Here is a 20,634-nt window from a genome sequence, read left to right as displayed (position 1 = left end):
GCCTCGACGGGGAGCGACGCCACGCGCAGCACGAAGCGCCGATGCAGCGCGTTCCCCGGCGGGTGGCTCTCAGGCCCTGATGCCCGCTCGGACGTGCCGGGGCCGGGGGAGAGCCGCGCCGGGTCGGGCGTCGCGGCGGCGGTGTGGTCGGTGGTCGTCTCGGTCACGGTGTCCCCGCTCAGGCGATCTCGTGGCGGAAGTCGGCCTGGCCGGGGCGTTCGTGGCCGGCCGGCATGATGAGCAGCGGCACTTCACCGGTCCGGTCCAGCCCGAGCTCCTCGGTGAAGGAGATCGCGTCGAAGCCGAGGGCCACTCCGCAGGCGATCCCGGCGGCGGAGGCAGCGGTGTAGAAGGCCTGGGAGACGCCGCCCACCAGCGCGTTCACCAGCCGGTAGCCGCGGTCGCCGACGGCGTCCAGGACGGCGCGGGTGCGGGCGGCGGGCACCACCACCGCACCGGCCTGCTCCAGGTTGTAGTTGGCCAGGAAGTAGTTGCGCTGGAGGAAGTCGCCGGGTGGGCCGGCCTTCAGCAACCGCAGCGCGCCGTCGGCGCGGTCGTGGAGGTAGGCCCCGGGCGGAAGGCCCGCGACGTGGTTGACGAAGACGTACAGCCGCGTCAACGGCTCGTCGTTGTCGGATGGTTCGGCGTCGCTGCCGAGACGTCCGGCCCTGGAGGCGGCGGCGAGCAGCGTGGACAGGTCGGCCTGCGACAGCGGCTGGGCGGCCTGGAAGCGGCCGAAGCTGCTGCGGCGGCCGCGGAGTGCCTGCCGGACCCCGCCGACGAGAGGGCGCGGCGCCGGAAGGGCGTACCGTTCGCCGTCCTCGGGCACGGCCTCCGCGAGCGCGGGGGTGAGTGCCGCCGGGCCGGGCCGGGCCGCGGCTCCGTCGAGGGTGGCCGCGTGCATTCGGGTGACCGTCTCGAAGACGGTCAGCCGGCGCGAGCGCTCGTCGTCCCGGTGACGCACCGCGGGCTCACCAACCGGTCGAACGCCTTCCATGTCAGGGCAATGTGACGATGTGTCACCTGACCATCGCAGCGGGACGACCGCGAAGACGCCTTCCTCCTCGGGGTCGAGGCCGAGCAGCGTGCCCAGTCGCGGCTCGTCGAACCACAGGGCGGGGGCGATGTCCAGGCCGTGGGCGCGTGCCCAGAGCCGCCAGGTGGCGAGCAGCGCGCCGGTGTCCATGGTGACGACGTGGTAGCAGAAGCTGTTGTACTTGAAGGCGTTCTGCCAGAACCGCACGGTGAGCACGAGGAACTGGCGGTAGCCGTCCGCCGGTTCACCCACGGCGGCGCGCACCTGCGGGGTGACGTCGCCGGTCAGCAGCCGGCGCAGGGCGTGGTGGCGGGTGTCATAGTAGTGGACGCCGGGGGTGAGGGGGCCGCCCGGTCCGCTCACCCAGTGCACGCCGACCGGGTAGAGGCCGCCTCCGGAGGCCGAGCCGCGCGACCAGTTGGCCTGCGTGTACATCGGCAGCGTGCCCAGGTCGGAGTTGGCCTGCACGCCGAGCCGGCGGCCGACCAGGCCGTAGGAGTCCTGGAGCATCCCGGCCAGCAGCGGCAGCGTGAAGGCGCCGGTGCCGCGCGGCCCGTACAGCCCGCGCTCCACCGTGGCCCCGGCCGGTGGCACCGGTCCGGCGGGCAGCGGGTAGGAGTCGGCGGCCGGGAAGTGCTTCCCCTTGCGCGGCCGGTCGGCCCAGTCCGGCACCCAGTCGGCGGGCTCCATGGGGTACCGGCCCCGCCGGACGATGGCGGTCGTGTACTCATGGGCGAATCCCACGGGTGGTCCTTCCTCTCGGGTGCGGGCCCTTCGGGCGAGCGGGCCGGTTCGGTTCGGCGGGCTTCGGACGGGACGGGGTCGGACGGACGGGGTCAGCCGGACGGGCCGGGTGGACGGGCGGCCTGGACGGGCGGGGCGGACGGGCCGGGTGGACACGGACGGGTCGGGTTCGGGCGTCAAGGGAACGGATGCGGGGCCGGGTTGAGGTCGACGGGTGCCAACGGGACGGCGACCAGACCGGCGTCGCGGAGCGCCGTCCTCATCCGGGGCATGCGGGGCGCGCGTTGGCGGCTCCATCCGAAGTCGATCGGCACCAGGCCCGGCACGATCACCGCGGCGGTGTGGAACCCGAGCCGCCGCTGCTCGGGCATGGTCTGGTCGACGGCGATGACGTCGAAGCCCTCCCGGGCCACGGCGGCCACCACCTGCTCGACGTCCTCGCGCAGATCGCCGCAGGGGGCGATCGTGTCCCGGGCCAGCGCCGCCGGAGTGACCGCGGGCCGCCGTGGACCGCCCGGCGCGAGCAGGAAGTCGGCGTGCCGTGCCATCTCCGGCAGCCCGTAGAGCAGCGGATGGTCGTGCAGCACCTCGACCCGGCGGAAGTCGGCCTCCATGGACCGCAGTCGAGCCTCCTCCCGCAGCGTCCGGCTCCGCAGGTTGACGGCGTCGGTGGCGATCTCGCACAACCCGGCGGCGAGCGCTGCCTCCGGGTCGAGACCGGCGCCGGCGCCGAAGCAGAGCCGTCCCATACCGCCGTCGACCCGTTCGGCGACGGCGGTGACCACCGGCACCGGCAGGGTGAGGCGGGTGTCGAAGAAGCGGGCCCGGTAGCCGTACATCGCCAGCCGGTCGATCATCGCCCGGGTCCGCGGGTCGGCGCTGGCCGAGCCGTCCACCTCCACCAGCGGCGCGCGGCCGTACCAGGCGAGCAGGAACGCGTCGCGCTCCACCACCTCCATCAGCCCGAAGTACACCGCCTCCGTCAGACTGCCGCCGGAGGCACGGCCGTTGGAACTCTCCTGGACGAAGCGGCCGGCCACCCCGCCGGGAGCGTGGTAGTACGCGGTGACCTCGGGCACCAGCAGCGGGCGCCGGTCGCGCAGCGACCATCCCCACACCCACGGGATCGGCCGCGCCGGGTCGAACGGCCGCACCTCGGGCACCGCGCGGTGGAACGCGTCGTCGTACAGGCCGCAGTCGCGCGGGTCGAGCGCCGCCTCGCCGCGCGCGACCAGGTCCTCGTACGAGGCGGTGACCCGGGTACGGCGCCCGCGTGGCCGCATCCCGGCCGCCCGCTCCAGCCCTTCCAGCAGCCCCACCCGCACGCTGGAGCGGTAGCTCGGGGTGTGCCCGCCCCAGAAGCACTCCCGGAGGTAGTCCCCCGAGCGCAGCAGGAACGACCCGACGGTGGACGACGTCGACGCCGAGACCAGGTCCGGCACCGCCGACGGCCCGAGCATCCCCGCGGCCGGGTTGACGTACGCCTCCATGGGCACGTCGTACGCGTCGGCCGGACGGGCCCGGAATTCGGTGCGCGACCGCTTCGGTGTGCTGTCGAGCCGTACGGCGGCGCCCTCGGCGGTGTCGGGCGCCGGCTGCCCGCAGACCGGGCACTCGGCGTCGGGGACCAGCGCGAAGCGGGTGGTGCGCAGCGACTCCAGGTCGACGAGGAAGGCGTACGGGAAGGACGGCGCGGGCGCGGTGGACCTCCGGTCGCCGGACGCGGTCGGTCGCGGCGCAGGGCGGACCGGGTGGTCCGGGTGGTCCGGTTGGTCCGGGCCGGCCGGAGGGGTCGGGGCGACCCGGCGCGTCGCGAGCAGTGCGGCCACGGCGGTCGCGGCGAAGGGCTGGCCCCAGGGGCTGGGCCCGGCCGGGCGGGTGCCGCCGCCGAGTTCGAGGGCGTCGCGCAGGCTGCGCCCCCGTACGGCCTGCCACCTGCGGGCAAGGCAGCAGGCGCATCCGGGACCGCCCTCGGGGGTGAACGGTCCGACCAGCGCGTGGTGGCCGTGGACGTGCACGACGGCCGGTGCGGGACGTGCCGCCACCTCGGCTTCCCCGGACGCGAGTTCGTCGCGCACGCCGAGCGCGGCCACCCGGACCGGAGCCAGGCCGAGCCCCGCCAGCGCGGCGGCCAGCGCCCCGGCCAGCTCGGCCGCCGGCCCCGGCTCCCCCAGCGGGTGCGCGTCCTCCCGCCCGGTCCCGCGGGCGGGGGCGGACGGTGCAGAGGTCTCCGATGCCCCCGGGCTCACCGGGTTCCCCGGGGCCGGGGTGGAGGGCGGCACCGGCCGGGCGCGGACGTCAGCGGCCATCGGCGGGCCCGGAGGTGAGCACGATCCGGGTGGTGTAGAGCCGTCCTGCGGCGAGGTCGGGCGCGAGGGCCGGCGCGGCAAGCACGTCCCGCCCGGCGGCGCGCAGCCGTTCGGCGACGGTGGGCCAGGCCGTCGCCTCGGCCAGGTCGGGGGCGGCCGCCGTCCCGGAGGTGGCCAGCGCCGCCGGGTCGAGGTCGCGCAGCAGCGGGTCACCGATGTCGAGCGGGGCGGGGGCGTCCGGCTCGGCGGCGAGTTGCACGGCCCCGAGCAGGTCGCGCAGGGCTTCGAGCGCCGCGTCCCGCCAGGACAGGGCCGTGCCGAGCGCCCACCGCCCACCGGCCCGGGCCAGCACGGCCGGCACCGCCCGCTCCTCCGGCGTGCCGAGGTCGAGCAGCTCGACCTCGGCGCCGAGCGTGGTCGCGGACCGTACCAGGAAGGTGAGTTCGGGGTCGCCGGCGGAACCCACGGCCTCCGAGGCGATCGGCCGCACGGCTGCGGCTCCGTGCAGCGCGGCGCGCAGCGCCTCGTACCCGAGCGCGGTGAGCAGACCGCGCGCGGCGGCCTCCCGGGGACTGCGGCCGGCTCCGATGCCGGCGGCGGTCGGCTCCACCACTCGCTCGGCGTTGTCCGGCCCGAACGGCCGCAGCGCGGCGGCGGGGACGAGGACGGTGCCGCCGCCCAGCAGCGAGACCGCCGGGGCCCAGACGGCGACGGTGTCGGCGTCGGCGCCGAGGCCGCTGGCGGTGCCCAGGTCGGCGGGGTCGACGGCCGGCCGGTCCGCGCGGGCGGCGGCCAGATCCGGGCCGGTCAGCGCCCCGGCCACGGGTACCACGTGGTCGGTGTAGACCTCGGCGGCCCGGCGCAGCGCGCGCAGCCGGGCCCCGGCCACGTGGTGGACGTCGAAGGCGCTGACCGTGCGACGCACCCCGTGGCCCAGGCCGAGAGTGACGGACCCGGCCTTCAGCGGGGTCTGCGCCCAGCGTTCGTCGGCGTAGCCGCTGAAGACGCCGGCCATGGGCCGCACCAGGACGGCACGGGTGGTGAGTTCGGCCAGGGCCTGCTCGGCGGCGTCCGCGTCGCCGGCCGCGGCGGCGGGACCGCCGGCCGGTCCGGGCCGGTCCTCGGGCAGCGAGGCCAGGACGGTGGCGGGCGGTTCGGCGTCGGCGGCGTCCAAGGCACCCAAGGCACCCGAAGCACCCGAGGTGTCCTGGAGATCCGTGGCACCGGTGGAGCCGGTGGTACCGGTGGTACCGGTGGAGCCGATGTCGTCCGGCCCGCCCTCGGCCTCAACAGCCGTGTCCTCGGGCGGCGTCGGAGCGGCGAGCCCGGAGCAGGAGGGGCAGCGGGGATGCGGGAGGAGCGGCTCGGCCACGGTGTCGAGGGAGTCGGTGTCCTGGACGATGAGCTGCCCGGCGGTCTCGGCGGGGAGCGCGCCGGTGGCGATCCGGAAGACCTCGTACGCCAGGAGGTTGCCGAGCATCGCGGCGACCGGTCCGGAGAGGGCGGCCGGGGTGGCGCGGGGCCCGGCCGGGGCGAGCGTACTCCACAGGTCGGCGGCGTGGGCGGGGTCCCCGTTGGCGCCCAGCCGCAGGGCCGCGCAGGTCCAGCAGCCGGCGGTGCCGTGGGCCAGCAGCGGTCCGGCCACGGCGGAGCGGCCGAACATCCACACGGGCAGCACCTTCCTGCCGGGGGGCACGGCCGCGGCGAGGGCGGCGGTCTGCGACGGGCCGTCCGCACCGGTGACGACGACCAGGTCGCGGTCGGCCAGCTCCGCCCAGGTGTAGGGGGTTTGCCGGGCAGGCAGCGTCTCGACTGTGACCGGGCAGCCATCCGCCCGCAACTGCTCTGCCTCGACGCCGAGTTCGGCGAATCCGTTGCCGGGGGCGTCCATCGCGGCGGCCACGGCGACGGAGGCGCAGCCGTTGCGGAGCAGCGACAGCGCCGCCCAGCGGGCGGTCCGGTCGTCGCCGAGCACCGCGACGCGGGTGGCGCGGAAGCGCAGGAAACGGGCGGCCGCGTCGTCGGCGTAGTGGTCGGCGTAGGCGATCTGGGGTGCGAAGCGGCGGGCCACCGCGGGCTCGGGGACGGGGGCGTCCTCGGCGGGTGGCACGGCGTCCCGGGCGAAGCCACGCGCGTAGAGCGCGCGCACGAGCCGGGCGACCATGTCGCGCTGCTTCTCTCCGAGGCCCTGGCAGAGAGCCGCCACCGTCACCTCCCCGGTCAGGTGCGGCACGATCAGGGAGGCGAACCGGTAGGCCGACGGCATGACCACGCTGAACCCGCCGCGCGCGTTGTGGAAGTGCACTCCGTCGGGCGTGCGGGTGAAGAGCACGTCGCGGCGGATGCGCGGCCGGGTCCCGGCGATCTCGTCGTACGGCGTCGCGGGCCGGGGCACGGTCGCCGTGGCGGCCCCGCCCCCCGTGCTCGCCGCGCCGGAGGACGGTACGGCGCCGGGGTACGGTGCCGGGGCGGCGGTGCCCGCCGCGGTGTCGGTCACGTCTGTCACGGTCGGTCACGCCTCCGTCGGGTGCAGGTCCGCGGCGCCGGGCCGGGGCTGGTGGGTGGTGCGGCCGGCCGCGCGCGCGGCGCGGGCGGTCCTGGCGCCGACGCCCTCGGCCGCGGCGGCGCGGGTGAACGCGCGCAGGAGTTCGTGCATCCGGTAGTGGCCGCGCGGGCCTTCGGTGAGCAGCCCCGCGCCGACCAGCCGGTCCAGCACGTGCGCGCCGCTGACGAGCGGCTCCGCCGCGTGACCGGCGCCGAGATCCGCGACGGCACCGGCGTCCGCGACGGCACCGGCGTCCGTGACGGCGTCGGGGATCGCACCGAGCGGGTCGCCAGGAGCCGCGGCGGAGTTCAGGCGGCCGCCTCCGGCGGCGGCACCGTGGAAGGCCGAGGGGTCCGAGGGGTCCGAGGGGGCCGGGGAACCGCCGGAGGCGGCGAACGGAAGGGCCGGCGAGGACCCGGCAGGCAGCGGACCGGCCGCCGCCGCGGTGGGCGCCACGGCGGCGGCGGTCGCGGCGGTCCGGGGCGGCCGCGCTGGCCCCGGGGTGTCGGCCCGGTCCGGAACGGCGGGCGCCTGGGCGCCGGTCCCCGGTCCGGCGGCCCGGACCCGTCCGGCGGGCTCCGAGGGCTCCGACTCCCCCCGCAGAATGGCGAGTTCGAGGCGTTGGAGGGAGGCTCCGGGGTCGACGCCGAGGTGGTCGGCGAGGTGCCGCTGGGCCCTGCGGTACTCGGCCAGCGCCTCCGCCCGCCGCCCGGCCCGGTGCAGGGCCTCCATCAACTGTTCGGTGAATCGCTCGTGGAGGGGGTGTGCGCGCGCCGTGGGCCAGATCTCGGCGAGTGCCTGGCGGTGGCGGCCCAGGGCGAGTTCAAGGTCGAAGATCCTTTCGATGGCCCGCAGCCATTCCTCCTGGAGGCGCGGCACCTCGTCCCGGTGCAGCAGGTCCGAAGGAACGTTGGACAGCAGCGGAGGGTGCCATAGCGCGAGGGCCCGGCGCAGTGTGGCGAGTTCTCTTTCGGCATCCGTCTCGGAATATCCGGCGGCCAGCAGCCCGCGGAACTCCACGAGGTCGAGGCTCGCCGCGTCGGCAGTCAGCCGATAACCTCCCGGCACTGCCTCGATAAGGTTTCCAGCCACCCCGTATTTGATGAACAGTCGGCGCAGCCGTAAAACGCAACTATGCAATGCCGGCTTCGCCTGGACCGGTGTCTCGTCGCCCCAGATCACTCGCTGGAGCAATTCCGTGGAGACCGCTGAATTGGCGTGCAGCAGCAGCGCCGCGAGGAGCGCCGCGGGCCGGGACGGCTGGAGGACGGCGGTCTCCCGGCCGTCCGTGACACCGAGCATCCCCAGCACCGTGAAACGGGTCGTTCTCCCGCCGGGCGTCCCGTCCGCCGCGCGTGGCGACGTCATCGCCGGCGTGCCGATCGCCTTCGCGCGGATTCCGCCCACACTGGTGCATGGCGCACGCTTCACCGTCCCCGTAATTCCCCGCTGCGCCGTCGGCTCGGTAGGTGTGCACCGGGCGAAAAAGGCGGCCGGATGCGGCCGCCAACCGGCGTGCGGGAAAGACGATACGGCAGCTCCCATGAGGTGTCCAGAGAAAAGGAGAAGCGCACTGGAGGCACAATCCAGGACAGGCCGGACGGATCGCCGGCAAGTCACCGGATGGCAAACCGTCATGTTTCACTGCATTTACGGCGATGTGAAATCCACTCCCCCCGGCATTCACTCCGGAGGACGGGTCCGCTTTACCGCGCCGGTCTCGTCCCCGGGCCGGTCGGAGCGCCTCGACCGCGTTTCGGCGGGTGTTCCCGAACCTTATCCGGGAAGCTCCGTGGACGTCGCGTCCAGGCCGCCGCCCGGCCATCCGGCTCGGCGCGGCCGGGGCCGATCTCCCGCATCCGGCACCGCGCCACCGCCATCCTGCGACTATGGATGTGCGGTCGCGCCAGCCGGCGCGGCACCGGACAGGCGCCGGCGGTGGGAACGGAAGTGGTGAGCGATGACTGAGCGGGTTCCGGTGCGCTGTCCCACCTGCGGGCGCGACCACAACTGGACGTGTCCGAGCTTCCCTTGTGCCTGCGGCACCCCCGTGGCCGTGCCCGTCCTGCCCGGTGTCCGGCCGGAGCGGATCGAGCACCCCTCCTGGGAGGACTCGTGGCTCGAACTGCACTGTCCCGCCTGCGGACGCCAAGGCCAGTGGCCCCGGCCGGAGTTCGGCTGCTCTTGCGGCGCGCTGCTGCGGCTGCCGGTCGGTCCGGGCAGCCGGCCGGAGGCCACGGTGGCGGAATCCGCCCCCACCGGGACGGGAGTTCGGCCGGCCTCGGAGGACGCGCCGGCTCCGGACCCGACGGGGGCGGCCGCCCCGGACGAGAGCCGGACCGGACGCCGGTCGCCGTTCCGGCCGGTGACGATCCGCACCGGCAAGGACGCGCTGGCCGCGGCCGCCCAGTACCTGCGCTGGGTCGGCTTCACCGGGGTACGGCTGGCCGGCGACCGCACGGCCACCGGCATCGACCTGCGCGGCGACCGCCTCGTGGCCCAGGTCGATCCGACCACCACCCCCACTCCGGTGCGGTCGGTGGAGTGCCTGTGGCTCAACTGCGGCCACGAGGACGCGGCCGGCGCGTTCTTCTCACTGGCCGGCTACGACTACGACGCGCTGGCCCGGGCCGACGAGTTGGGCGTGCCGCTCTTCGAGCTCGACCTGACGGGAACCCCGCAGCCGGTCAACGCCCCGGCCGCGGCGCTGCTGCGCGACGGGCCACCCGACCTCGGCGCCCCGTCCCACCACCGCGAGCACTCCGACCACCTCGACACGGTCGACAGGCGAGGCCCCGCCCACGACCACCCGCTGGACGGCCACCCCGGCCCGGACGACCCGGACGGCCCGGACGACCCGGGCTCGCGCACCTGACGCACCGGCACAGGGGTCCGGCGGTCAGGCACCGAAGCCCTCCCGCAGTTCCACCTTGCGGACCTTGCCGCTGACCGTCATTGGGAAGGCGTCCATCACGCGCAGGTGGCGCGGCACCTTGTAGTGCGCCATCCGGCCGGCGCAGAACTCCCTGACCTCCGCCAGGGACGGCGGGTCGGCGGGGTCGCGCGGCACCACGCAGGCCAGTACCTCCTCGCCGTACCGCTCGTCGGGCACCCCCACCACCTGCACGTCGGCGATCTTGGGGTGGGCGTAGAGGAACTCCTCGACCTCGCGCGGGTAGATGTTCTCGCCGCCGCGCAGGATCATGTCCTTGATCCGGCCGACCACCGCCAGGTACCCGTCGTCGCGCATCACCGCGAGGTCGCCGGTGTGCATCCAGCGGGCGGCGTCGACCACCTCGGCGGTGCGCTCGGGTTCGTCCCAGTAGCCGAGCATCACCGAGTAGCCACGGGTGCACAGTTCACCGGGGGTGCCGCGCGGCACGGTGGTGCCCGTCACAGGGTCCACCACCTTCAGCTCGATGTGCGGCAGCGCCCGGCCGACGGTGCCGGTGCGGTGTTCGAGGTCGTCGTCCGCGCGGGTCTGGGCGGAGACCGGGGAGGTCTCCGTCATGCCGTAGCAGATGGACACCTCGGCCATGTGCATCTGCTCGATCACCCGCTTCATCACCTCGACCGGGCACGGCGAGCCCGCCATGATGCCGGTGCGCAGCGAACTCAGGTCGTACGAGGCGAAGTCGGCCAGCCCCAGCTCGGCGATGAACATCGTCGGCACCCCGTACAGCGAGGTGCAGCGCTCCTGCTGGACCGCCCGCAGGGTCGCCGCCGGGTCGAAGGACGGCGCGGGGATGACGATGCAGGCGCCGTGCGAGGTGGCGCCGAGGTTCCCCATCACCATGCCGAAGCAGTGGTAGAACGGCACGGGCAGGCAGACCCGGTCCTGTTCGGTGTAGCCGACCGTACTGCCCACGAAGTAGCCGTTGTTGAGGATGTTGTGGTGCGAGAGGGTGGCGCCCTTGGGGAAGCCGGTGGTGCCGGAGGTGTACTGGATGTTGACCGGTTCGTCGCAGCTGAGCCCGGCCTCCCGCGCGTCCAGGTAGCCGTCCGGCAGCGCCGCGCCGTCGGCCACCAGCACGTCCCACGCCGGGTCGCCGAAGTGCACGACCTCCAGCAGCGCCGGGCAGTCGGCGCGGACGTGTTCGGCCATCGCGCGGTAGTCGCTGCCCTTGTGGGAGTCCGAGGCGACCAGCAGCCTGATCCCCGACTGGTTGAGGACGAAGGCGAGTTCGCTGGTGCGGTAGGCGGGGTTGATGTTCACCATGATCGCGCCGAGCCGGGCCGTCGCGTACTGCACCAGCACCCACTCGGGGCAGTTGACCGCCCAGATGCCGACCCGGTCGCCCTTCGCCACGCCGTGCGCCGCCAGCCCCAGGGCCACCTCGTCCACCGCCCTGCCCAGTTCGGCGTAGGTCCAGCGCCTCCCGCTGGGCACGTCGACCAGGGCCTCGCGCTCCGGGAAGGCGGCGACGGCCCGGCCGAGGTTGCGGCCTATGGTGTCGCCGAGCAGCGCGGTGGTGTCGGCGCCGTGGGCGTACGAGGGTTCGGCCGTCGGGAGTCCGCCGGCGCGCTCGGCCGCGGGCGCGGTCCGCTGCTGGGGCACGGTCGGCACGGCCTCGACCGACGACCGCTCCGGCCGGCCCCCACCCGTGGAGCCGGCGGAGCCGGTGGCGCCGGAGCCGTCCGGCGCGCTCACCGGAAGTCCTCCTCGTGGAACTCCCTGCTGCCGTCGTGCATGGTCGCCTCCCGCAGCTCGACCCGGCGGATCTTGCCGGACACCGTCTTGGGCAGCTCCGCGAACTCCAGCCGCCGCACCCGCTTGTAGGGGGCGAGGACCGCCCGCGAGTGCTCGAAGAGCGCCCTGGCGGTGTCCGCGTCGGGCTTCCACCCCTCGGCGAGCACCACGTACGCCTTCGGCACGCTCAGCCGCACCTCGTCCGGCGCGGGCACCACGGCCGCCTCGGCCACGGCCGCGTGCTCCAGCAGCGCGCTCTCCAGCTCGAAGGGCGAGATCTTGTAGTCGGAGGACTTGAAAACGTCGTCGCCCCGCCCCACATAGGTGACGTAGCCGTCGGCGTCCCGGCGGCCGATGTCGCCGGTGTGGTAGTAGCCGCCGGCCATCGCCTCGGCGGTGCGTTCGGCGTCGCCCGCGTAGCCGGTCATCAGGCCGACCGGGCGCGGCGACAGCTCCAGGCAGATCTCGCCCTCGTCGCCCGGTTCCCCGGTGGCCGGGTCCACCAGGGCGACCCGGTAGCCGGGGAGCGGACGGCCCATCGAGCCGACCCGCACCTGCTGCCCGGGCGGGTTGGCGACCTGGACGGCCGTCTCGGTCTGTCCGAAGCCGTCCCGGACCACCAGCCCCCACTCCCGCCTGACGTGCTCGATCACCTCGGGGTTCAGCGGCTCGCCGGCGGCCACCGCGTCGCGCGGCGGGGTGCGCAGCGCGCGCAGGTCGGCCTGGATGAGCATCCGCCACACGGTGGGCGGCGCGCAGAAGCTGGTCACCCCGGCGCGGTCCATCGCGGCCATCAGCCGGGGGGCGTCGAAGCGGGTGTAGTTGTACACGAAGACGGTGGCTTCGGCGTTCCACGGCGCGAACAGACTCGACCAGGCGTGCTTGGCCCATCCGGGTGAACTGATGTTGAGGTGGGTGTCGCCGGGACGCAGCCCGATCCAGTACATCGTGGCCAGGTGGCCGGCCGGGTACGACAGATGGGTGTGCTCCACCAGCTTCGGCCGGGCGGTGGTGCCCGAGGTGAAGTACAGCATCAGCGGGTCGCTGCCGCGGGTGGGGCCGTCGGGGGTGAAGCCGGCGTCGGCGGTGCGGGCGTCCTCGTACGCGAGCCAGCCGGGCCCGGCGCCACCCGCGGCGCCGGGCCCGACGGCGATGCGCGTGTAGTCGCCGGGCACCTCGTCGAACTTGGCGGTGTCCGCGGCCCGCACGATCGCGTGCCGGGCCTGGCCCCGGTCGATCCGGTCGCGCAGGTCGGCCGTCCCGAGCAGCGGCGTCGCCGGGATGAGGACGGCCCGCAGCTTCATCAGCGCCAGCGCGCTCTCCCACTGCTCGACCTGGTTCCCGAGCATCACCAGCACCCGGTCGCCGGCCCGTACGCCCTGCGCGCGCAGCCAGTTGGCGATCCGGTCGGTGCGTTCGGACAGCTCCGCGAAGGTGACGGCCGTCTCGGAGCCGTCCTCCTCGACGATCCACAGGGCGCGCCGGCCGGAGCGCGCCGGATCGGCGGCGAGCACGTCGAACCAGTCGAGCGCCCAGTTGAAGTACTCGGGGCGCGGCCAGTCGAAGCCGTCGTAGGCGGCCCGGTAGTCCTCGCGGTGCCGCAGCAGGAAGTCCCGGGCGGCCCGGAACGCCTCCGTCCCCTCGGAAACCGCCATGTCTCCTCCTCATCGGCCGAGCCCTGAGTAGCATCGTGCGTGAGTGACGTGGGTCTCACCACCCCCGGAAGGGGGTGAGGGCCCGGGACCGGGTCCACTGCCCCGGCGCGGTTTCCGCTCACGGGACGCCGGCGTTGCCTCGGGGGCGCGCCGCGCGCACCCGGAGCGGGGGTTCCGCGCGGTGGCCGGGCCCCGGTGGGACCCCGAGGGGACGTGGTGCGGGTGATGGACGGACGGGGCGAGGCGGTCGAGGTGCGGGCCGCGCTGCTGCGGATGCGCAGGTCGGGGCTGCTGCCGGTGGCCTTCGGCGGGCTGCTGCCCGCGGGCAGCAGCCCGCCGGTCGGCTACGGTGCCCGGCAGTTCCGGATCAACGAGCTGGCGGGCACGGCGACGGAGTCGCTGCGCGGCCTGACCATCGCCACCGGCAACGGCCTCGGCGGCAAGACGCTGGCGATGGGCCGCCCGTACGCGGTGACGGACTACCGCTCCTCCCGGGTGATCAGCCACGAGTACGACGCGGCGGTGGCCGCTGAGGGGCTGCGCTCGGTCCTGGCGGTGCCGGTGGTGGCGGCGGCGGGTGCGCGGGGTGCTGTACGGGGCGCTGCGCCAGCCGTACGTCCTCGGCGACCGGCCGCTGACAGTGGCGATGGACGCGGCGCGCGAGCTGGAGCAGGCGCTGCTGGTGCGGGACGAGGCGCAGCGGATGCTGTCGTACACGCAGCCCCCGGCGACGGCGGACCCGCGGGCGTGGGAGGTGGTCCGGGAGGCGCACGCCGAGCTGAGGTCGCTGGCGGGCCAGGTCTCGGACCCGCGGCTGCGGCAGGAGCTGCTGACGGCGTGCGCGCGGCTCGCGGCGGCGGGCGGTTCGGCGGGTCGTGTCGCCGGGGCGGGGTCGCCCGCCGGGCCCGGGTTCGCCGGTTTCCCCGCGGACGGGGGGCGCGGCACCATCCGCCCGGCGGCCCCCCGCCGCTCACGCCGCGCGAGTTGGACGTGCTCAGCGCGATCTCCTCGGGCGCGACGAACGCCGTGGCGGCGGAACGGCTGCGGCTGCGGCCGGAGACGGTCAAGAGCTACCTGCGCTCGGCGATGCGGAAGTTGGGGGCCCACACCCGGCTCGAAGCACTGGTCGCCGCCCGCCGCGCCGGCCTCCTGCCGTAGGGCCGTCGCCGCCCGGCGGGCCGAGATCCCGCGCCGCGCCGCGCCGGTGCGCGCACCGTCGGCGCGGGCCTGCCGATGCCACGGGCCCGCCGACGCCCCGGGGCAGGGTGCCCGGGTCCTGCGGTCGGGGAGCCGGCCTGACCTCCGTACGCTGTCGGCGGATGCGTCGTCACGCCGCGTTCGCCGTCGTGGCGGTGCGGGAGGGAGGCGTGGGGGTGTGCGGGTCGGCGGCGCCCAGCCAGGCTCTCGGGGACATGCCGAAAGTGCTGCGGAAGGCGCGGCTGAAGTGGCTGGGGTTGGTGAACCCCCACCGGCGGCCGACGGCCGCCACGCCCGCGGCCCGCGCCGCCGGGCGGAGCAGGTCCCGGCGGCAGCGTTCCAGCCGCTCGGCGCGGATCCACGTTCCGACGCTCACCCCTTCGTACTCGAAGAGCTTGTGCACGTAGCGGGCGGACATGTGGTGCGCGTCGGCGATCTGGGCCGCGGACAGGTCGGGGCGGTGGAGGTTGCTCAGGGCGTACCGTTTCACCAGCTCCAGGGCGACCGGCTCCGGTGGCGTCGAGTCCGCGCGGGTGCGGTCGTGCACCTCGTCGACGAGAACGGTCAGCAGGTCCAGCGCGATGGTGGAGAGGCGCCGCCCGGCGGCCGCGTCGAGCGACGGTGCCTCCTGGGCGAGCCGGGTGAAGAAGCTGCTGACCAGGGCGGCGCTGCCGCCGGTGCCGCGGAAGGCGGTCGCGGTGAGGGTCCGCAGGTGGTCGTCCCGGACCGGCAGCAGCTCGCGGGGGATGCAGAACGACGTGAAGCGGAAGTCGCCGTCCAGCCTCTTCCGAAAGCTTCTGGACGCGTCGGTGAGGGAGAACTCGCCGGGCCGGACGACCGTCTCCCGGCCGTCCTGCTGCTTGGTCGCGGTCCCCTGCTCCTGGAGGGTCAGGATGAGGTAGGACGGCCCCGAGGCCCGCGCCACCTGCCGGCCGTCGCGGGAGACCACCTGCGGGCCGGCCTCTACGGCGCAGACCCGCATGGGGCCGAGCCCGGTGCTGGTGATCCTCCCCGCCCCGGAGCGCGGCTGGAGCAGCCGGACGTTCATGGGGACGAAGGCGCGCGAGACCGTCTCGCGCCAGCGGTCCCCGAAGTCGTCGGGTGCGGGAAGTCGGTCGGGTTCCGTACGCCCGTGGAGCGCCGGACGCTCGTCGGGTTCCGGATGTTCGTCGGGACGGGCAGTGCCCACCGTCACCTCCAGGGTCGGTCGGCGGCTCGGCGAGCCGCTCATGTCCGATCCCACCTCCTGGCGGGAGCCCCGTCCAGGAAGAAGTGCAGGAAGAAGTACGTCCGCCGGCCCACCGCTCCTGGGAGCGCCCGGCGCCGGTCAGGGCTTCGGCGGAGTCGGCTGAGGCCCGGATGGCGGCACCTCGTCGTGTCGGGCAGGGTCTGACACGGAGCGGGCACGGACGTCCGTGATCACGGAGTCCTCGACGCTCCGCGACCATGGTGACCCACGCGACCAGTGCGTGAGGCGGGTCGCGTGCGGCAGAGCGGACGGCCGACGAGGCCTCCGAGCCACGTGGTTGAGACGTCGGACAGCTCGGTCGACAGCGCGGCGCCTCGCTCGTCGCGCTTGCGGCCGCCGACTGGTCGGAGACCGCCGGGCGTCACCCGCTCGGCGGCCACGTCGAAGAAGCTCCGCGGTCGAAACCGCGGCGGGTTCGTGGAACAGGTCGGTGACAACGGCGAGCCGGAGGTGCCGCGTCGGCCGCGCCCACGTGTCCGGCTACTTGCCGGCCTCGACGCGGTCAGCGTCCTTCTGGGCGTCCGTGAAGTGCTCGCGGAACTCGGCCACGGTATCCCGGACTTCCTGCCGTGCGGCAGCGTCAAGGGGGCTGTTGCCCGCGTCACGCCCGAAATAGGCCAGCATTGACAGATCGGCGGAAAGCAGGCCGTTGTCGTCGTACCAGTCCCTGACCGAGGACGGCTCGTCGGCGGCAGCGAAATAGCCGTCCACCTTGGCGGACGCGTTCTTCCACGGCTGCTGGTCGCCGTTCTCCGCCTTTTCGTACCAGGCGGAGAACGCCGGATGGCTGCCGGGGGCAGGCGGGTTGAGGATCAAGGCGACGCCGTCGTCGAACTCAGCCTGGTAGTAGGCGTCGGCCGAGCGGCAGATCTGGGCGGCCTGGTGTCGTGCCGCGGCCGGCGCCAGGGATGTGGCGTCCGGTGCGGACAGCGACGCGGGGGTATCCGCTGCGGCCTCCCCCGCGGGGGTGGCTGTCCGCATGCTGGCAGTCGGCGAGGGGGACGCTGCGGCCTTCCTTCCGCCGCTGCTGTCCCTGGGGCCGGAGACCGCTCCGGCGATCACGCACACCAGCACACCAGCCACCGCGATCCCGACGCGCTGCGGGATGCTCCGCCGACGCCACCACGACGGCATGCCCACCCCCCGGTCCTCTGTGCCGCATCCCAGCGCCATGCCGCAGCAGACCGTACAGCACACACGGGCCCGCGCGTCACCTGCCCTGTCCGGCACGTCGGCTCGCCCGCCGCCGTCCTCAGCCGACCTCGACCTCCGGTCCTGCGGGACCGCCGCCGGGCAGTGCCCGAATCCGGTGGATCGGGCTCGGGAGACACACCCGCCGGCTGCGGACCGGAAACGTATCCCGAGCGACGGCCACCGTCAGGAACCTCGCGATCGGAGCTCTCCGCCCGGCCGGCGTCCGCACCACCGCCTCCGGCCTGGCGACGCGCGGCCCGGGACCGAACCCGGTCCCTCGTCCTCCCCGGCCTCACATGACCGACACGGACGGGCCCGTACTACGCCGAAGCCCCGCGGCGCCGGTCACGCACCCGGCGCGGGCACAGTTCTCCAGCGGTCAACAGGCTGTGCGCCGCACGGCGACTCGCCTGCCCGCGGTTTCCTAGTCTGGCGGAGTCGAACCGAGAACCCACCCCCTGGAGAAGACCATGAGCGAGACCCCGTCGGCGGCGCAGCCCTTCCTGGAGCCCGAGGCGCGGGCCTTCGCGGACGCCACCGCGAACCCGCCCTACCTCTTCGAACTCAGCGTCAGCGAGGGCCGCAAGGCCGTCGACGACGTGCAGTCCGGCGCGATCCGGAAGCCGGAGGTCGACGAGGAGTGGATCACCGTCGAGGGCGGCCCGACCGGCAGCGTCCGGGCACGCGTCGTCCGGCCGGCCGGCCACACCGGTGTGCTGCCCGTCATCCTCTACATCCACGGCGCCGGCTGGGTGTTCGGCAACGCGCACACCCACGACCGGCTGGTGCGCGAGCTGGCCGTCGGCGCGACGGCCGCGGTGGTCTTCCCGGAGTACTCGCTCTCGCCCGAGGCCCGCTACCCCGTCGCCATCGAGCAGAACTACGCGGTGGCCCAGTGGGTCGTCGCCCACGGCGCGGAGAAGGAGCTCGACGGGAGCCGGCTGGCCGTGGCGGGCGACTCCGTGGGCGGCAACATGTCCGCGGCGCTCACCCTGATGGCCAAGGAGCGCGGCGACGTCCGCCTGCTCCAGCAGGTGCTGTTCTACCCGGTCACGGACGCGGCCTTCGACACCGCCTCCTACCACCAGTTCGCCACCGGCTACTTCCTGCGCCGCGACGCGATGTACTGGTTCTGGGACCAGTACACGACCAGCGAGGAGGAGCGGGCGCAGATCACGGCCTCGCCGCTGCGCGCCACCACGGAGCAGCTCGCGGACCTCCCCCCGGCGCTGGTGATCACCGCCGAGGCGGACGTGCTCCGCGACGAGGGCGAGGCGTACGCCGCCAAGCTCCGCCAGGCCGGTGTCCCGGTGGCGGCGCTGCGCGTCGACGGTGTCATCCACGACTTCGTCATGGTGAACGCGATGCGCCCGACCCAGGGCGCCCAGGCCGCGATCACGCTGGCCGCCGCCACCCTGCGCGACGCGCTGCACCAGGTCTGACCCGCGTTCGCGGTGCCGCGGCCGGCGGCCGCGGCACCGCGAACCCCTTCCGGCCCGCCGGTGTCCGCTCGCCGCCGACCCGCGGGGCCGCCGGTCACTCGAACCGGGTGCGCGGTGCCGGCCGGCTGGCGGCGAGCGCCTCAAGGCCCTCGACCGCCTCGTCCCGCAGGGCCGGCGGGACGGGCCCGTCGACGGCGAGCACCGCCCGGTACGCCGCCGCGGCCTCCTCGGCCTCGCCGAGGCCGGCGAGCGCGTGGGCGAGGTAGAGGCGGGCCTTGCCCTCCACGCGGTAGTTGCCGCGGGCCTCCCACCGCCCCTGGACAGGACGCAGGAGTTCGACCGCGTCCGCCCACTGCCCCTGGTTGAGGCAGGCGAAGGACGCGTGGTACGCGCCGGTCAGCGCGGTGAGGTCCCGCACGTCGGGCGGGATACGGTCGCGGTTGACCGGATCGGCCAGGGCGTCCGTGACCTCCCGGTGGATGGCGGCCACTTCGGCCACGCGCCCGCTCTTCCCCAGCGCCAGGACGGCGCCGTTGGCGGCCTGGAGGTACCCGACGACGTCGTCGGCCCGGGCGAACAGCTCCATGGCGCGGCGGTTGCTGTCGGCGGCGGCCGACACGTCGTCGACGGCCTCCTCCAGCCAGCCGAGGTAGGTGTGGGCCCACGCCTGCTGGTTGACGTCCCCGGCGGCCGAGGCGAGGCGGAGCGCGGCGGCGGCCGCGTCGAGCGCCGCGTCGTGGCGGCGGTCGCAGGCCCAGTACGCCCACGCGAGGTAGTTGCGGTGGGTTGCTTCCAACAGGGGATCCCCGAGCGCGGCGGCGGCCCGGGCGGCACGTTCGTAGACCTCGCTCCAACTGCCCCAGGAGATCCAGTTCTCGGAGAACCAGTGCATGGCCTCCGCGACGTCCGTGACGGCGGTGTGCTCCCCGAGTTCTGCGGCCTGCCGGAACGCCGCCAGCCAGTTGTCGCTCTCGGCCCTGAGCCAGCCCGCCGCCTGCTCGCGTTCGTCCAGCGGCACCAGCCGGCCCGGGTCCGGAGCCGGCGCGCCGTACCCCGGCTCGTACCAGCGGCCGGCGGTGACGGCCGTCGCGAGCAGCCAGGACCGCAGCCGGGACGAGGCGGCCGGCGACTCCTCGCCGTCCTCGTCCTGGTGGCGGGAGCGCGCGTACAGGCGCAGCAGGTCGTGGAAGCGGTAGCGGTCCTCGCGCGAGGTCATCAGCAGGCCCGCTTCGAGGAGTTCCTCCAGCAGGTCCTCGGCGTCGAGCGGGGACACGTCGGCGAGGACGGCCGCCAGCGGCATGCCGAAGTCGCCTCCGGGCACCAGCGACAGCAGCCGGAACATCCGGGCGGCGGCGGGGGCGAGGCGCGAGTAGGACAGCGAGAAGGCGGAGTTGACGCGCAGGTCGCCGGCGCTCAGCGCGTCCAGCCTGCGGTCCTCGTCGGCGAGCCGGGAGGCGAGGTGCCGCAGGCTCCAGTTGGTGCGGGTGGCGGCCCAGTTGGCGGCCACCCGGAGCGCGAGCGGCAGGCGTCCGCACAGCTCCGTCACCTCGCGCGCCGCCTCGGGTTCGGCGTCCACCCGCCCGTCGCTGACGACGGCGCGCAGCAGGGACGTGGACTCCTGCTCGGTCAGCGCGCCCAGTTCCACCCGCTGCACGGCCTCCAGCCCGGCCAGGGTGCGGCGGCTGGTGACCACCACCAGCAGGTCCCCCTCGCGCGGCAGCAGCGGCCTGATCTGCGCCTCGCTGGCGGCGTTGTCGAGGACCACGACGGCACGCAGTCCCGCCGCGACCCCGTGGTAGTGCGCCAGGCGCTCCTCGCCGTCCAGCCGCGCCAGCCGGGAGTCGGGCACGCCCCAGGCGGCCAGCAGGCGCCGTACCGCCTCCTCGACGGGAAGCGGCCGCTCCTCCAGCCCCCGCATGTCCAGGAAGTGCGCGCCGCCCGGGAAGCAGGACCGGAACTCCGTGGCGAGTTGGACCGCCAGGGTCGTCTTGCCGCTGCCGGGCGCGCCGAAGACCACCGCCGCCGGCGGCGGCACGGCCGGACCCGCTTCCCGCGAGGGGTGCCGCGCGCTGTCGGCGGCCCGCTGCGCCAGCGCGCGCAGGGCGGCCAGTTCCGCGTACCGGCCGACGAAGTCCCGGACTCCTCTGGGCACCGCGCACGGGGAGACCGGGACGGGCAGCGGGTGCCGGACGGCCGGACGGGCCGCCCGGGCGGCGGCCACCAGCTCGTCGTGCGCCGCCGGGTCCAGGCGCAGTGCCTGCGCCAGCGCGGTGACCGTGCCGCGTTGGGGGCGCAGGCTCCGTCCGCGCTCCATGTCGCCGATCGCCCGCCCGGAGACGCCCGACGCCTCCGCCAGCTCCTCCATCGTGAGGCCGCGGCTGTGCCGCAGCTCCCGCAGGAGGCGGCCGAACCCCGACCCGCCCGCGGCTGCTCCCGCCTGGTTCACCGCACCGTCCGGCCGGCCGCGCTCCGGCCTGCTCCCGCCCGCGCGACGATCGCCGCTGTCTCCTGCCATTCCCTCGCTCCACACCTCACACCACGACCACCACCGTTGGTACCCCGCGACCTGGCAT

12 protein-coding genes are annotated in these 20,634 nt (G+C 75.1%); 3 read left to right on the top strand and 9 right to left on the bottom strand.

Annotation, left to right across the window (positions count from 1 at the left end):
* Positions 1-178: 178 nt before the first annotated feature.
* The 4 genes from BS72_RS08645 to BS72_RS37945 all read right to left on the bottom strand — a co-directional run bounded on the left by BS72_RS08645 (position 179) and on the right by BS72_RS37945 (position 7,936).
* Entirely contained in the window at positions 179-1,780 is a 1,602-nt protein-coding gene (locus tag BS72_RS08645; RefSeq protein WP_037908435.1) for a nitroreductase family protein, read from the bottom strand.
* Between the two features lie 176 nt (positions 1,781-1,956).
* On the bottom strand, positions 1,957-4,029 hold the full coding sequence (locus BS72_RS08640; protein WP_232792286.1) for a TOMM precursor leader peptide-binding protein: 2,073 nt from the start codon (positions 4,027-4,029) through the stop codon (positions 1,957-1,959).
* A gap of 49 nt (positions 4,030-4,078) precedes the next feature.
* Positions 4,079-6,586 (bottom strand): TOMM precursor leader peptide-binding protein, encoded by a 2,508-nt coding sequence (locus tag BS72_RS37950; RefSeq protein WP_051950836.1) that lies wholly within the window; start codon positions 6,584-6,586, stop codon positions 4,079-4,081.
* A gap of 15 nt (positions 6,587-6,601) precedes the next feature.
* Entirely contained in the window at positions 6,602-7,936 is a 1,335-nt protein-coding gene (locus BS72_RS37945; RefSeq protein WP_232792285.1) for an AfsR/SARP family transcriptional regulator, read from the bottom strand.
* A 658-nt stretch (positions 7,937-8,594) separates the two neighbouring features.
* Here BS72_RS37945 and BS72_RS08625 point away from each other — a divergent pair.
* A complete protein-coding gene (locus tag BS72_RS08625) occupies positions 8,595-9,509 on the top strand; it encodes a hypothetical protein (protein ID WP_322942163.1) in 915 nt (304 codons plus the stop codon).
* A gap of 24 nt (positions 9,510-9,533) precedes the next feature.
* Here the strand turns inward: BS72_RS08625 and BS72_RS08620 are convergent, their stop codons facing one another.
* Together BS72_RS08620 and BS72_RS08615 are read right to left on the bottom strand one after the other, a co-directional pair.
* Positions 9,534-11,192 (bottom strand): AMP-binding protein, encoded by a 1,659-nt coding sequence (locus tag BS72_RS08620; RefSeq protein ID WP_037909609.1) that lies wholly within the window; start codon positions 11,190-11,192, stop codon positions 9,534-9,536.
* A gap of 89 nt (positions 11,193-11,281) precedes the next feature.
* Positions 11,282-12,979: an AMP-binding protein gene (locus BS72_RS08615; protein WP_037908433.1), complete on the bottom strand. Its 1,698-nt coding sequence runs from the start codon at positions 12,977-12,979 to the stop codon at positions 11,282-11,284.
* Between the two features lie 225 nt (positions 12,980-13,204).
* Here BS72_RS08615 and BS72_RS08610 point away from each other — a divergent pair, with 225 nt between their 5' ends.
* A complete protein-coding gene (locus BS72_RS08610; RefSeq protein WP_107498744.1) occupies positions 13,205-14,137 on the top strand; it encodes a helix-turn-helix transcriptional regulator in 933 nt (310 codons plus the stop codon).
* Between the two features lie 169 nt (positions 14,138-14,306).
* Here the strand turns inward: BS72_RS08610 and BS72_RS08605 are convergent, their stop codons facing one another.
* Positions 14,307-15,407, bottom strand: coding sequence for an AraC-like ligand-binding domain-containing protein (locus BS72_RS08605; RefSeq protein ID WP_063836003.1), 1,101 nt, complete (start codon positions 15,405-15,407; stop codon positions 14,307-14,309).
* A gap of 498 nt (positions 15,408-15,905) precedes the next feature.
* The gene (locus BS72_RS08600) at positions 15,906-16,598 is read right to left on the bottom strand and encodes a hypothetical protein (protein WP_157856182.1); all 693 of its coding nucleotides are present in this window, start codon (positions 16,596-16,598) and stop codon (positions 15,906-15,908) included.
* Between the two features lie 491 nt (positions 16,599-17,089).
* Here BS72_RS08600 and BS72_RS08595 point away from each other — a divergent pair, with 491 nt between their 5' ends.
* Positions 17,090-18,061, top strand: coding sequence for an alpha/beta hydrolase (locus BS72_RS08595; RefSeq protein WP_037908429.1), 972 nt, complete (start codon positions 17,090-17,092; stop codon positions 18,059-18,061).
* Positions 18,062-18,155: 94 nt separating this feature from the next.
* Here BS72_RS08595 and BS72_RS08590 read toward each other — a convergent pair whose 3' ends face one another.
* On the bottom strand, positions 18,156-20,576 hold the full coding sequence (locus BS72_RS08590; protein ID WP_078901161.1) for an XRE family transcriptional regulator: 2,421 nt from the start codon (positions 20,574-20,576) through the stop codon (positions 18,156-18,158).
* Between the last annotated feature and the right edge of the window lie 58 nt (positions 20,577-20,634).

The sequence above is a fragment of the Actinacidiphila yeochonensis CN732 genome (assembly GCF_000745345.1).
GTDB lineage: Bacteria > Actinomycetota > Actinomycetes > Streptomycetales > Streptomycetaceae > Actinacidiphila > Actinacidiphila yeochonensis.
Note: the sequence above shows the minus strand (reverse complement) of the source record. Positions and strands in the feature narration are given on the sequence as shown.